The organism is Hirschia sp. (assembly GCF_058892565.1).
The window spans coordinates 218,542-231,764 of record NZ_JBZXVU010000008.1; the positions used below are offsets into that span (position 1 = coordinate 218,542).

Below are 13,223 nucleotides of genomic sequence, written 5' to 3' on the forward strand. Positions count from 1 at the left end.
AAGGGTGGTGCCAAATGGGCCACCCTTTTTTTATGTTAAGCTTGATGTCGGCTTTGCAGGTGGTGTTTCACGAGAGCGGACAATACCTGAAACGACAGCAGCGCCAAAGAGTTTTCCAATGATGGACATTATCCAATTGGGGAATGTTAGAAATTTTGCACCCAATAAGAAAACTGTTGTGTCTATTGGGGCGGCTATTGCGCTGGACAGCATGATGCGCGTTGAGAGCCTGAATTTTGTGAATGTAAATAAAGCCCAATCAACCAATTCCGCGATTGCGAATGCTGCGGCGGATGCCAAGGCAATCTCAGGGCTGGCATAATAAAAAGACCAACCCACGCCTATGAGCATAGCAAGCAAAACTTTGTGCTTCATTTCCTGCTGGGTGAAATCTCTCACTACAAGCACTAGCCCAGTGACGATGGTGACAGGATTAAATCCAAATTCAGGTGCAAAAGGGAGTGCGATATTGGGTGCCCAGCCAAAACTCCAATTTACAAAGGGAATTATCGCGACATAGAGAAAAGCCCAAGCGCGCCCGTTGAGCAGCCATAGAATAATACCGGTCAGCACATATCCACATAATACAATGGGAAGATGTTCACTTGAGCGATACGCAATTGCATCCACAAATGCATTTAAAAGGCTGAAATCTGAATTTGGTGTGGATTCCATATTGTCGGCCTTTGGGCAAAATACTAAAGAGGCTGTAGGTTATCCTTTATTATGTATTCTTTGCGTGCTGTTAAGTCAGGTTGGCAATAATATATTGGCGATCGGCTAGGGAATGGAAATTCCCCAACAAAAGAGAAAAATAGTGTCTTCTAAAAATTCCAATACATCACTTCATCTGCCTAAACTCGCTATGATTGTGGCGCGTGCAAAAAATGGCGTCATCGGTGTGGATGGTGATTTACCCTGGCGTTTGAAGGGGGATTTGAAGTTTTTTAAATCCGTCACACTCGGTAAGCCGGTTATTATGGGACGCAAAACGTGGGAGAGTTTACCTTTTAAGCCTTTAAAAGGGCGGGCAAATCTTGTGGTGTCTCGTCGACATGATTTTGATGCTCAAGGTGCGCGCGTATTCCCAAGTCTTGGTGTTGCCATTGCGGCGGGGCGTGCAATCGCAGATCAAACCGATGTTGAAGAGGTTATGATTATCGGCGGTGGAGCGATCTATACTGCAGCATTTGATAATGTCGACGTGCTCTATGTGACTGAAGTCAATACAGAGCCAGAAGGCGATACTTTCTTTCCAGAGATAGATGATGACGTTTGGACATGTGTTGAAGAAACTAATCATGCTGCCGATGAAGATAATGATCATGCATTTGTGATGCGCAAATTAGTACGCAAACCTGTATAAACGGAAGCTTTAACAATTAAGCGAGTTGAAAGTGTTCATCTGCGTTTCAGTTTTATAGCGCTAGTTTGAGTGTGATTAGCGGTTTTGTAAAAGAGAAAATATGGTCCGTTTTTTTGCTACAAGCATACTTGCGGGATTGCTAATCGTGCAATCAGCTGCAGCTTTTGTTGTGGAGGGGCCACGTAAATCAACAGGTAATCCGATTGAGGATTTAAGACGTGCTTCTCGCTGGGCAATGACCGATGGGTCTCTTGTAGAGACGCAGCAGCGCGGGTTGGGCGGTGGTTTGGAATATTCTGTCGATGTCAGCATATGTGAGCTGAATTTTGTTGATGATACAAATTGTGACCAAGCTAAAAATGTTATTGCACAAGCTTTGGATCGCTGGTCTTCAGGGCATCCGGTTTTAAAATTCACAGATGTGACAGGTCAAATTAAACCAAGTTTCCCGCTTGCTGTGTTTGGTGAAACTGATCAGGGCGCTGAAATAGATTTTTATGCTTCTAGTGCATTGGAATTTCCAAATTTTCGAAATGCACTGATGAATGGCTATACGATTTTTTATGACCGACCGACCAATTATGTCACGCTTGCCAATGGGGTGCGGTCAACAGATGTAAAAGATCGAATTGAAAGCGCCGATGTGCGGGTCAATAAAGAGCGTTGTTTTTATGTTGATGAGAATTTGGAGAAAACGCATCCTAGCTGTGTGCATTTTCCAACACTTATTTTGCATGAAGTTGGCCATGCTTTAGGGTTAGGCCACCCCACAGAGCGACCATCTCTAAATATTGATAGTGATGACATTCCCTATAATGAAATACCCATAAATTGCATGGCCTCTACAGAGGGGTTGAAACCCTCGATAAAAGTTGCGGGAAGTGCCGCTATGGTGCGCAGAAATGTGCAGGCACCGGGGATATGGAAGCGCGGCTTGTCTAATGATGATGTTGCTGGGCGTGATGCGCTCTATCCAAATTGCGACATTGAGAATTTACCGCGCTTTAGTCAGTTATGGGGCGGTTTTTCTCGTTCTGAAAATGGCAGTATTGGCTTGAGTAAAGGACAAGACACAAGGAATGATGCTTTACTGTTAGCGCAAAAAAATTGTAGCGCCACATCTGGGGCTTGTGTGTCGGTGGAGCCGTTTAATGGGTGTTTTGTCTACGCAATGGCGAAAGAGGAGGTTGGCAATTCTGGGTCTGCTTTTGATTGGCGTTATTGGGCAGTTGCCAGTGCCCAAGATCCAGTTGCTGCACGGGTAAATGCTGTGCGTGATTGCAATCAAAAGCGCGGCATCGGGAATGCTTGTCGAGTCCATACCGAGTTTTGCGCTTTTGATCAGTAGTAGGAGTTCTCCAAACTAGACTGAAAGCAATTCCACACGTTTGGGATTATTGGTGTTTAACCATTCATCTACGAGCGGCAAAACCCATTCACTTGCTTCATTGATGAATGAACGTACTTGAACTGGATCATAAGAAGGAAGCGCGGACATATCATATGCGCGTTGAATGTCTTCTGCGCGCTCTGGGTGATACAGTGAAAAGATATCGCGGCGAATATCCAGATCCTCAGTGTAGGTTTGTTCTGCTGCTATCACGCTTGCATAGCCTGCAGATACAATGGCGTGTCCGACATTGGCTGAAACTGAACGAATAATGCGGCGACTGTCTGAGGTGAGTGTTTTTTGTTTTGCTTGTTTGAGCCTGTTTTCAAACGTGACAAGCATAGGGTTTGCGACAGCTTCGTTCACGCACTGGGGCGTGATCAAGCGCGTGACGGGACGTCCGCCCACACACACTGAATTTACACTCAAACGGAATTTTGCTTGTGAATAACGTCCCATAGGCGAGAAAACCTGATGCCATTTGAGAACGTGAATATTTAGTCCAAATTTACAATTGTGATCACGTCGTAAAGCTTCAGCAGCAGATACACACCAACTAGGCGCATTTGAACTTTTTGCGTTTTTGTGGAGGACGATAAAAATTGAACCACCACCAGGGCGGTTGCGTGCTGCTGGACCAGTAAGGTAAACGCTGTGTAGATCTTGCTCAAAGCGTTCATGCGCATAATCAACGGCGCTTTCGCTTAGGTTTGACCAGAGCGGAGAAAGCTCTTCTCGCTTGACCGCAATATTTAGGACGCGTCCAAATTCATCCTGCGGCCAGAAAACACCGCGGATAGGATATGAGAAGGACATAGATAAAGCTCCGTCAAGACGATAAGAAAACGCACATAGCTTTCTGCTAGACTGGTGCTCCCTGCAATGAGGAGGCCATGCGTCTAGGAAACCCTAAAAAAAGGTTAAAATAAATAGGGGAGGAGCAACAAATTGTAAGAAAGTAGCTGTTCTATATGTAATTTCTTGGTTTTCTTGCGGTAGGTAAAATTTGCTAAAAATTTACTCGAAAATTATGCGTGGTGGAGCCTTGCCTTGAGGCGCATCTAATGAGGCGATTATCTGTTCGGCTATTAGGCGAAAGCTGTCTTGAACTGGGCCATTTGTTAGAACAGCAGGTGTGCCATTATCTGCATCTTTGCGTATTTTAGGCACTATTGGAAGTTCTCCCAAAAATGGAATGTCTAGCGCTTCAGCTGTTTTCTTTGCGCCGCCCTCACCAAAGATATAAGTACGGTTATTGCTGACTGGATCATCAAACCAAGCCATGTTTTCAATGATACCAAGAACGGGTGTATGCGTTTTGTGGAACATTGCGACGCCTCGACGAACATCGGCGAGCGCGATTTCTTGCGGTGTAGAAACAATGACCGCACCCGTAAGCGGTGCGCGTTGGGCGAGTGATAGTTGGATATCACCTGTTCCGGGCGGTGTATCGACAAACAAAATATCCAGATTGCCCCATTCTACATCTTTCATCATTTGGTTGATTGCTGAAACAACAACTGGACCGCGCCAAATCATTGGTGCATCCGTGTCTGCCAGATAGCCAATCGACATGGTTTTGATGCCATGTGCTTCAATCGGAATGAGCTTACCTTCTTTGTTTTGTTGCGGCTCTATTTCGCTGGATCCAAACATTGTGGGAATAGAAGGGCCATAAACATCTGTATCGAGAATGCCGACTTTGAGGCCCAGTTGCGCGCAGGCGACAGCGAGATTTGCAGTGACTGAAGATTTGCCAACGCCGCCTTTGGCACTTGCAATGGCGATCATTGCATTCACGCCGGGAAGGCTTGTGCGTTCTGCAGGTGTCGAACTGGCTTTTGCGGGACGTTTGGCATCTTTAGTCGCCGTACCGTCACCTTTTTGCATCCGATGAGTGGCACCGGGAGCCATAGCTGGCTGAGACGAGGGACGAGATTGCGGCATTTCTGAATGTGAAGTCATGACGACTGTGACCTTAGAAACGCCATTAATCTGACTTACGGCCTCTTCAATAGTTTTTTGGAGAGAATCAGCTTGAGGAGATGGGCCTCCATCAATTTCGATAATGAAGCCCACTTGGCCCCCATTTTGTATGGAAAGACCTTGAACTCTTTGGGACTTAACGAGGCTTTTTGCTGTATCTGGGTGAATAATTACGTCAAGAACGTCAAGAACAGCCTGTTTGAGGTCAGAATTCGTGTTTGTCACGGTTGAAGCTTTCCAAAGTTAAACGATATTAGATAGTTGATATAGTGTAGACTTTTAAATCCGAAAGGAGTGGCGTAAATGCCTTGGAACGATAATAAGGGCGGCAAAGGTCCGTGGGGCGATGGTCCTAAAGGATCTGGCGGTGATGATAAAAGTCCTTGGGGGCGTCCGGGCGATAATGGCCAACAAGGACCAGACCTAGAGGATAGTCTAAAAAAGATGCAAGAGAAATTTGCAAATCGTCGCAAGGGCGGCGGTGGACGTGGTGGCAAAGGTTCAAAAGGTGGCGGCGGTTTCAGCGGCGCTGGCTTTGCTATGTTTGCTGTCGTGGGTCTTATCGGTTGGTTAGCCACTGGTGTGTTTCAGGTGAATGAACAAGAGCAGGCAGTAGTTCTGCGCTTTGGTGAGTTCCACTCGACACGTGGACCGGGTTTCCATGTTCGTTTCCCTGACCCAATCGAAACACATGAAATCGTACTTGTGAACGAAATTCAGAAACTTCACATCGGTACGGGTGCTTCTGAAGGCCAAATGCTGACAGGTGATGAAAACATTGTGGATATTGATTTTGTGGTTCACTGGAAGGTGAATAACCCACAAGATTTCTTGTTCAATGTGAACGGTCCGGAAAATACACTGAAATCTATTGCTGAAAGCTCCATGCGTGAAGTTGTTGGTAAAATGGATTTCCAAAGTATTATTTCAAAAGGTCGTGATGAAGTGCAAACGTCTACGCGTGAGCTTATTCAGAGCACTTTAGATAGTTATGGTGCTGGTATCGAGATTACAGTCGTTCAGCTTGATAAATCTCAACCGCCTGCCGTTGTGAATGATGCATTCCTTGATGTGAACAACGCAGCTCAAGATAAAGTATCTACGATCAACCAAGCGACAGCTTACGCCAACAATGTTGTACCAAGGGCGCGTGGTGAGGCAGAAAAAATTCTTCAAGAGGCAGATGCGTATCGCTCAAAAGTGATTGCAGCAGCTACCGGTGAGGCAGAACGTTTCCGTCTTGTATTTGAAGAATATCGTAAAGCACCGCGTGTAACGCGTGAACGTATGTATCTTGAAACTATGGAAGAAGTGCTTGGTCGTTCAGAGACAATCATTCTGGACAATGATGCTGGCGCAGTTCCGTATCTTCCGCTTGATCAACTTCGTCGTGGGGAGAAATAAGAATGGCTAAAATATTAGGACCATTTGCGCTTATTCTTGTCGGTTTGGCAGCAATAGTCGCGTTTAATTCGTTTTACATTGTGCGTGTGGATGAACAGGCCATTTTGATCCAGTTTGGTGAAGCACAAAGTGTTATCAATGCGCCAACGCCAATTGTATCAGTTGAAGAGGGCGAAGCTGGCGTTCCTGAATATGATAATCTTAACAAAGAGAATTCAGAAGCAGGTCTGCATTTTAAAGTTCCATTCGTTCAGAATGTCGCCATTTTTGATAAAAAGAATCTCGGCTTTGACTTGCCCGCTCTTGAAATCATTGCGGCTGATCAAGAACGTTTGAATGTTGATGCGTTTGCGCGTTGGAAAATTGTTGATCCATTGCAGTTTTTCCGATCTGCAAACAATGAACGCGGTGCGCGCGCTCAGTTGAACGGCATTATGATTGGTGCGCTTCGTAAAGTTTTGGGTGAAGTTGAAACACCTGATATTATTTCCGGACAGCGTGCTGAATTGATGATGTCTATCCGTGACATCTTAAATGATGGTGCTGAAAAATACGGTATTGAAATTGTTGATGTGCGTATCACACGTGCAGATTTGCCACGCGCCAACTCTGAGCGTGTGTTTGTGAGAATGCAGACAGAACGTCAGCAGCAAGCTGCAGAGATCCGCGCCGAAGGTGAAGAGCAAGCTTTGAGAATCCGTGCGGAAGCAGATAAAAATGCGACTGTTCTTCTTGCAAAAGCAAATGAAGAAAGTGAAAAGATCAAAGGTGATGGAGATGCACAACGTAACGCTATTTACGCTAATGCATATAATTTGGATCCTGAATTCTTTTCTTTCTACCGTTCAATGGATGCCTATAAAAACGGTGTAAAAGCTGGCACTCCAATGGTGTTGTCACCTGATAGCGATTTCTTTGGTTATTTCGCTAACAAAGACGGTGGAAACTAACTTTTTGGTTTCTGGTTGATTGATCAGAATAAATTGAGAGTTTGGCTTTGCCATTATTTTGCCGTGTCAGCCATAGATGGTTGGCGCGGCTTTTTATTGTGATGAAGCCTGTTTTGCATTTTAGTTGGATAAATTTGCTACAGAGAATTGAGTTTGTATAAACTAAAGCGTAAGTCGATTCATGCAGGAATTGAGGAAACAAGAAATGAGACAATCACACTTGCAAGCTAGTTGGAGTGTCGCACTGACATTGTGCGTAGGTCTTGTTTTGGGTTGTTTCAGTGTTGCTGCTGCTCAAACTGCCATTGAAACACCTGCTCAAGCTCCACAAAATGCGCCTGACAGTTTTTCAAAGCTGGCAGCACGCCTTATGCCGTCAGTTGTGAATATCTCAACTCGTCAGACGATGAGCGCTGGCTCTGGCATAGGGGCATTTGGTGAGGATTCGCCGCTTGAAGAGTTTAATGAGTTTTTCAATCGCGATGGTGATGGTCTGAAACGGGTGTCTTCACTTGGCTCTGGCTTTATTATTGATGTTGAAGGTTATGTTGTTACCAATAATCACGTGATTGAATCAGCTGACGAGATTGATGTTGTTTTATCAGATGGGACTATTCTTGCGGCTGAACTCGTTGGACGAGATGCTGCTACGGACTTGGCTTTGCTAAAAGTTGTTCCAGAAGCGCCTCTCATCTCTGTGGATTTTGGCGATTCTGATTCAGCATTGGTGGGCGATTGGGTTGTTGCGATTGGGAACCCGTTTGGGCTGGGTGGCACCGTGACTGCGGGTATCGTCTCCGCGCGTGATCGTAATATCAATGCTGGTCAATATGATGATTTTATACAAACGGATGCTGCCATTAATAAAGGAAACTCTGGTGGACCATTGTTTAATTTAAATGGTGAAGTCATTGGCGTGAATACGGCAATTTATTCTCCTAGCGGTGGCGGAGGGTCTGTGGGGGTTGGCTTTTCTGTACCGTCAAATCTCACAACACAAATCGTGCAGCAACTCAAAGACAAGGGCTTTGTAGAGCGTGGTTGGCTGGGGGTGCGTGTTCAAGGCGTTACGCCTGAATTAGCGCGCAGTTACGGGCGCAAACGAGCCGTTGGCGCGATTGTAACGCATGTGACAGAGAATAGTCCGGCCTCACGTGCTGGACTTGAAATCGGAGATTTGATTTACGCGTTCCACGGACAAGAAATTAAAGAAACAAGAGATTTATCTAGCATTGTTGCAAGTGCGCCTATTGGTGAGGGAGTTGCAATGTCGGTGCTTCGCAAAAAGAAAGAAACAGAAATTGTCGTGACGTTGGATCTTATGGAATCTGATGTCCGTTCTGATGAGCCAGTAGATTATTCCGGTGCACCATCATTTTCGAATTTATTGGGCGTAGAATTATCTGTCATTTCAGATGAAGATCGTCGCCGCTATCGTATTCCTGCCTCAGTTGAGGGGGTGGTGGTTGTGCGCGTTGAGCCTGGTTCGGATGCCATTGGCAAGTTATCAAAAGGTGATGTGATCGTAGAGGTCAATTTTTTGACAGTCCGCACACCAGATGAAGCGATTGCTGAAGCTGAAATTGTGGCAGCGCGGGGTGAACCTGTCTTGCTTCAATTTTATCGCGATGGAGACACCACATTTAGATCTATCCGGACTCGGCAGGACAGCTAATTTCATTACAATGCGCATAGAGAAATGAAGCGTGAAAAAGCTAAGAAGCCTCGCGACAAAAATTTTTATAAAATCTAAGGTTTTTTATTGGTGAAATTTATCCAGCCATTAGATTTTATGCGGTCACTTCTTGTTCTGGAAGTAAACCAAGTTATGTTTGATGTATGACAAAATTCAAACTTCCTTCATGCCCGGTTTCTCGTGCTGCTGTTATTTTAGGGTCACGCTGGTCTTCTGAGATTATTAGAGAGTTTGTCTTACATGGAACGCGACGTTTTCAAGACCTTCAGGACACTCTCAAAGGTATTGCGCCGAATACACTTTCAAATCGGTTGAAATTATTTGAAGACCATGGGGTATTGGAGCGGCGATATTATGAGAAGCATCCCCCGAGGGCAGAATATGTACTCACCGAAAAAGGTAAGAAGTTGGAGCCTGTTTTGAGGGCAATGCAGGTTTGGGGCAGTGAAGCCAAATAGATAAATACTTCCAAACCAGCGGCTAACTCGTTTGGAACCGTAATGCGCGCTTAAATTAGTCAGTGACGAATTCAGATTCGTGATAACCTTGAAAGAATAGAGCGGGGATTAGGCTTTTGCCTTTGATGGCCACGTCTGCCTGAGCAGAAACAACAGGCTTGGCGCAATAGGCGAGGCCCATGCCTGCTGCTTCAATCATCGCTAAATCGTTTGCGCCATCTCCCATGGCTAAAGCATTAGCAGCAGTAACGCCCGCAATAGCTGCTTCCTCATTCAGTGCAATTAGTTTTGCTTCGCGACCAAGGATTGGCATGCCGACTTCACCAGTCATGAGATTGTTTTCAATTATGAGTGTGTTGGCGCGGTTGTGGTGAAAGCCAGCTAGTTCTTGAACTTTGGAAGTGAAAAATGTGAAACCGCCAGAGACGAGTACACAGCGTGCGCCATATGCTTCCATTGTTTTGACAACAGTGCGTGCGCCTTCATTTAAGGTGATACGTTCTTTAAAACAATCTTCGAGAACTGACACTGATAGGCCTTTGAGCATTTCAACGCGTGTTTTCAATGCGCCTTCAAAATCCAGTTCACCACGCATCGCACGTTCTGTTATTTCAGAAACTTCGTCTTTTTTGCCAGCAAAGTCTGCAAGTTCATCAATACATTCCTGACCGATAATTGTGGAGTCCATGTCGGATATGAGTAGTTTTTTCTTGCGGTTTTCTTCGGGAACGAAAGCAAATTCACCACGGCTATCTTTTAGTTGGATAGCGACATCTTCGGCTAGCTCTTCCCATGCATCTTGTTCTATGCTGCGTTCTTTGCAATTCCATGTTTCGCCGCCAAGGTCGGTAATGTCACCAATAGCACCATGTGCGCCTTCTAGAATACGGTCTATTGCAGAAGACAAATTGTCGGATTTTTTTGCGGCGATAACAAGTTTCATAAAACCCGTACCCTTATAGTTAGAAGTGGGCGGTAAGCTTAAAAAGGATAAGCTCATAGTGCGAACCGCGCCAGCAATACTGATCCACGGGCCAACTGCAAGCGGAAAAACAGATTTATCTATCGCACTTGCAAAAGAGTTGGATGGTGAAATCATCAATGCTGATGCTATGCAGGTGTATAAGGACCTATCGGTTTTGTCTGCAAGACCTTCAATAGAAGAGATTGCACAAGCACCTCATCACATGTTTGGTCATGTTGATGGTTCTCAGCGTTATTCTACGGGATTATGGCTTAAAGACGCATGTGAGCGCATTGAAGATATTCGGGCGCGCGGAAAAGTGCCTATTCTCGCTGGTGGGACAGGACTGTATCTGTCAGCGCTTGTGCACGGCCTTTCTAAGGTGCCAGATGTCCCTGAAAGTGTAAAACGCAAAGCATTGGATCAAGTTGAAGAAGATCGAGAAGCTGCGCATGAGGTGCTTGCTTTGGTTGATCCAGAGGCTGCAATGCGCATTCGGCCGTTAGATATTCAAAGGCTAACTCGCGCGCTTGAAGTGTATTACCATACAGGTAGGTCAATTACCTCGTTTCAAACTCCTGAGCCGCCATTTTTAAAACAAAACGAATGGGTCGGTTTTGCGCTAACGCCGATACGCGCAGAATTATATGCGCGTATTAATGCGCGTTACGATAAAATGCTGGAAACTGGCGCGCCAGATGAAGCCCGAATTCTGTACGAACGGGGTCTTTCCAAGGATTTACCAATCATGCGAGCGCATGGAATGCCCGGTTTTTGTGATTATTTTGATGGGGCAATTCGTTTGGAAGACTCTATTGAGCGAGGAAAACGAGATACTCGCCGTTACGCTAAAAGGCAGTTTACATGGATAGCCCATCAATTTCCGTTTTGGGCGCGTATTCCTTCAAATAGTCTGGAAGTTCGCAAAAAGGTGATATGTTCTATTCATAGTGAGATTGACGAAAGAGTTTTGAGGGGCTAAAGCCATTCTCACAGTTTTTTGGGAAAGATCATGCTCAACGCATCTATCGTACTACTCGTTATTAGCCCGGCATCCCTCGCTTAACGCGGAAGGGGATGTCGGGTTTTTGAAATTGGGGCTCCAACATGGAGCCCTTTTTCGTAGTTTCGCGTTGCCCCAGTCGATCATACTTTTATAAATAGATTCCGGAGAGACCCCATGGCTCCAAAAAATAAAAACTCGAAATCAAATGCTCCGATAACTTTGACGGGTGCAGAGATGGTGTTGCGCGCTCTGAAAGAGCAGGGCGTTGATACGATATTTGGTTATCCTGGTGGTGCAGTACTTCCAATTTATGATGCAATTTATAATCAAAATGCTGTCGAGCATGTCTTAGTGCGTCATGAGCAAGGGGCAGGCCATGCTGCGGAAGGATATGCGCGTTCAACGGGCAAGTGTGGTGTTGCGCTTGTAACGTCTGGACCAGGTGCAACCAATATGGTGACACCGATTGCAGACGCAATGCTTGATTCTATCCCCATGGTTGTTCTTACGGGACAAGTTCCAACTCACCTTATTGGAACAGATGCATTCCAAGAGTGTGACACAGTTGGTGTGACGCGGGCATGTTGTAAGCATAATTATCTTGTTAAAGACGTGAATGATCTTGCGCGTATTATGCATGAGGCATTTTATGTTGCGACAAGTGGGCGTCCGGGCCCCGTTGTTATTGATATTCCTAAGGATGTTCAGTTTGCATCGGGAGAATATTGTGGACCTGAAGCTGTAGAACACCGTACATATCAACCGCGTACAGAGCCTAAAGAAAAGCGTATCGAGCAAGCTTTAGAACTAATGAAAACTGCATCTAAGCCAATTTTCTATACTGGTGGTGGGGTTATCAATTCCGGGCCAAAAGCCTCTAAAGTTTTGCGTGAATTAGTGGCTGAAACAGGTTTTCCTATCACTTCTACATTGATGGGGCTTGGTGCGTATCCGGGTGAAGACGAAAAATTCCTTGGTATGTTGGGAATGCACGGATCTTATGAAGCCAATAATGCGATGCATGATTGTGATGTGATGATTTGTGTCGGTGCGCGTTTTGATGACCGTGTAACGGGGCGTTTGGATGCATTTTCTCCAAATTCTAAAAAAATCCATATTGATATAGACCCATCATCCATAAACAAGGTTGTGCGTGTTGATGTGCCTGTTGTCGGGGATTGTGAAAGAGCATTGAGCGCGTTGCTTGAAGGTTGGCGGGAGAATAAGAAAAGAACGCCTTCTCTAAAAGCATGGTGGAGCCAGATTAATGAATGGAAAGCACGTCAGTCTTTTTCTTATCCAAAATCTGATGAAGTAATCAAACCGCAATACGCAATTGAGCGGTTATATGAACTAACAAAAGAGCGTGATGACGTTTATATCACGACTGAAGTTGGTCAGCATCAAATGTGGGCTGCGCAACATTTTAAATTCGCAGAACCAAATCATTGGATGACTTCTGGTGGACTCGGGACTATGGGCTATGGATTGCCGGCGGCTGTAGGTGTGCAAAAAGCACATCCGGGTGCGCTTGTGGTTGATATCGCTGGTGAAGCTTCTATCCAGATGTGTATGCAAGAATTTTCTACTGCTATTCAGCATAAATTGCCGGTGAAAATCTTTATTCTAAATAATGAATGGATGGGCATGGTTCGGCAGTGGCAGCAATTATTGCATGGTGAACGATACTCTAGTTCTTATTCTGAAACATTGCCGGATTTTGTGAAGTTGGCAGAAGCTCTTGGTGGGCATGGAATAAAGTGTAGCGATCCAACAAAGCTTGATGATGCACTTCTTGAAATGATCAACCATGACGGACCTGTGATTTTTGATTGTATGGTTGAAAAAGCAGAAAATTGTTTGCCAATGATCCCATCGGGTGCCGCACACAATGAAATGATCCTGTCCGATATAACAGGTGATGAGATTGATGAAGCTGGAAAGCAGCTTGTTTAGGGCATGGCTGAAGGAGTTACGAACATGACTGATGCAGAAATTGAAGC

General features: G+C 45.2%; 12 protein-coding genes. 8 read left to right on the top strand and 4 right to left on the bottom strand.

Going from position 1 to position 13,223, the window contains the following annotated elements; all coding sequences use genetic code 11:
* Positions 1–30 precede the first annotated feature (30 nt).
* Complete coding sequence (locus AC5EF3_RS03835) at positions 31–675, bottom strand: VUT family protein (protein ID WP_015826308.1); 645 nt, start codon at positions 673–675, stop codon at positions 31–33.
* 142 nt (positions 676–817) lie between these two features.
* On the opposite strand from AC5EF3_RS03835, the gene AC5EF3_RS03840 reads away from it, so the two are divergent.
* On the top strand, positions 818–1,366 hold the full coding sequence (locus AC5EF3_RS03840; RefSeq protein WP_493547084.1) for a dihydrofolate reductase: 549 nt from the start codon (positions 818–820) through the stop codon (positions 1,364–1,366).
* A 100-nt stretch (positions 1,367–1,466) separates the two neighbouring features.
* Complete coding sequence (locus tag AC5EF3_RS03845) at positions 1,467–2,714, top strand: DUF4189 domain-containing protein (RefSeq protein ID WP_493547085.1); 1,248 nt, start codon at positions 1,467–1,469, stop codon at positions 2,712–2,714.
* A gap of 15 nt (positions 2,715–2,729) precedes the next feature.
* On the opposite strand, the gene AC5EF3_RS03850 is transcribed toward AC5EF3_RS03845, so the two are convergent.
* Both AC5EF3_RS03850 and AC5EF3_RS03855 read right to left on the bottom strand, forming a co-directional pair.
* Entirely contained in the window at positions 2,730–3,572 is an 843-nt protein-coding gene (locus AC5EF3_RS03850; protein WP_015826311.1) for a hypothetical protein, read from the bottom strand.
* A gap of 201 nt (positions 3,573–3,773) precedes the next feature.
* On the bottom strand, positions 3,774–4,967 hold the full coding sequence (locus AC5EF3_RS03855) for an Mrp/NBP35 family ATP-binding protein (RefSeq protein WP_493547086.1): 1,194 nt from the start codon (positions 4,965–4,967) through the stop codon (positions 3,774–3,776).
* 78 nt (positions 4,968–5,045) lie between these two features.
* Here AC5EF3_RS03855 and hflK point away from each other — a divergent pair, with 78 nt between their 5' ends.
* The 4 genes from hflK (at position 5,046) to AC5EF3_RS03875 (ending at position 9,250) form a co-directional block, all read left to right on the top strand.
* Positions 5,046–6,146 (top strand): FtsH protease activity modulator HflK, encoded by a 1,101-nt coding sequence (hflK, locus tag AC5EF3_RS03860; RefSeq protein WP_015826313.1) that lies wholly within the window; start codon positions 5,046–5,048, stop codon positions 6,144–6,146.
* Positions 6,147–6,148: 2 nt separating this feature from the next.
* A complete protein-coding gene (gene hflC / locus AC5EF3_RS03865; protein WP_015826314.1) occupies positions 6,149–7,096 on the top strand; it encodes a protease modulator HflC in 948 nt (315 codons plus the stop codon).
* Positions 7,097–7,301: 205 nt separating this feature from the next.
* Positions 7,302–8,771, top strand: a complete 1,470-nt coding sequence (locus AC5EF3_RS03870) for a Do family serine endopeptidase (protein ID WP_493547087.1) — start codon at positions 7,302–7,304, stop codon at positions 8,769–8,771.
* A 164-nt stretch (positions 8,772–8,935) separates the two neighbouring features.
* The gene (locus AC5EF3_RS03875; protein WP_015826316.1) at positions 8,936–9,250 is read left to right on the top strand and encodes a winged helix-turn-helix transcriptional regulator; all 315 of its coding nucleotides are present in this window, start codon (positions 8,936–8,938) and stop codon (positions 9,248–9,250) included.
* Positions 9,251–9,305: 55 nt separating this feature from the next.
* Here the strand turns inward: AC5EF3_RS03875 and serB are convergent, their stop codons facing one another.
* Positions 9,306–10,193: a phosphoserine phosphatase SerB gene (serB, locus tag AC5EF3_RS03880; protein ID WP_493547088.1), complete on the bottom strand. Its 888-nt coding sequence runs from the start codon at positions 10,191–10,193 to the stop codon at positions 9,306–9,308.
* 58 nt (positions 10,194–10,251) lie between these two features.
* On the opposite strand from serB, the gene miaA reads away from it, so the two are divergent.
* Positions 10,252–11,196: a tRNA (adenosine(37)-N6)-dimethylallyltransferase MiaA gene (gene miaA, locus AC5EF3_RS03885; protein ID WP_493547089.1), complete on the top strand. Its 945-nt coding sequence runs from the start codon at positions 10,252–10,254 to the stop codon at positions 11,194–11,196.
* A gap of 198 nt (positions 11,197–11,394) precedes the next feature.
* Positions 11,395–13,176: an acetolactate synthase 3 large subunit gene (locus AC5EF3_RS03890; protein WP_493547090.1), complete on the top strand. Its 1,782-nt coding sequence runs from the start codon at positions 11,395–11,397 to the stop codon at positions 13,174–13,176.
* Positions 13,177–13,223: the final 47 nt, after the last annotated feature.

Bases quoted from the DNA above. Each gene is read 5' to 3' on its own strand.
- AC5EF3_RS03870 (WP_493547087.1), top strand. From the start codon at position 7,302: ATGAGACAATCACACTTGCAAGCTAGTTGGAGTGTCGCACTGACATTG.
- serB (WP_493547088.1), bottom strand. From the start codon at position 10,193: ATGAAACTTGTTATCGCCGCAAAAAAATCCGACAATTTGTCTTCTGCA.
- AC5EF3_RS03835 (WP_015826308.1), bottom strand. From the start codon at position 675: ATGGAATCCACACCAAATTCAGATTTCAGCCTTTTAAATGCATTTGTG.
- AC5EF3_RS03875 (WP_015826316.1), top strand. From the start codon at position 8,936: ATGACAAAATTCAAACTTCCTTCATGCCCGGTTTCTCGTGCTGCTGTT.
- AC5EF3_RS03850 (WP_015826311.1), bottom strand. From the start codon at position 3,572: ATGTCCTTCTCATATCCTATCCGCGGTGTTTTCTGGCCGCAGGATGAA.
- hflK (WP_015826313.1), top strand. From the start codon at position 5,046: ATGCCTTGGAACGATAATAAGGGCGGCAAAGGTCCGTGGGGCGATGGT.
- AC5EF3_RS03845 (WP_493547085.1), top strand. From the start codon at position 1,467: ATGGTCCGTTTTTTTGCTACAAGCATACTTGCGGGATTGCTAATCGTG.
- AC5EF3_RS03890 (WP_493547090.1), top strand. From the start codon at position 11,395: ATGGCTCCAAAAAATAAAAACTCGAAATCAAATGCTCCGATAACTTTG.
- hflC (WP_015826314.1), top strand. From the start codon at position 6,149: ATGGCTAAAATATTAGGACCATTTGCGCTTATTCTTGTCGGTTTGGCA.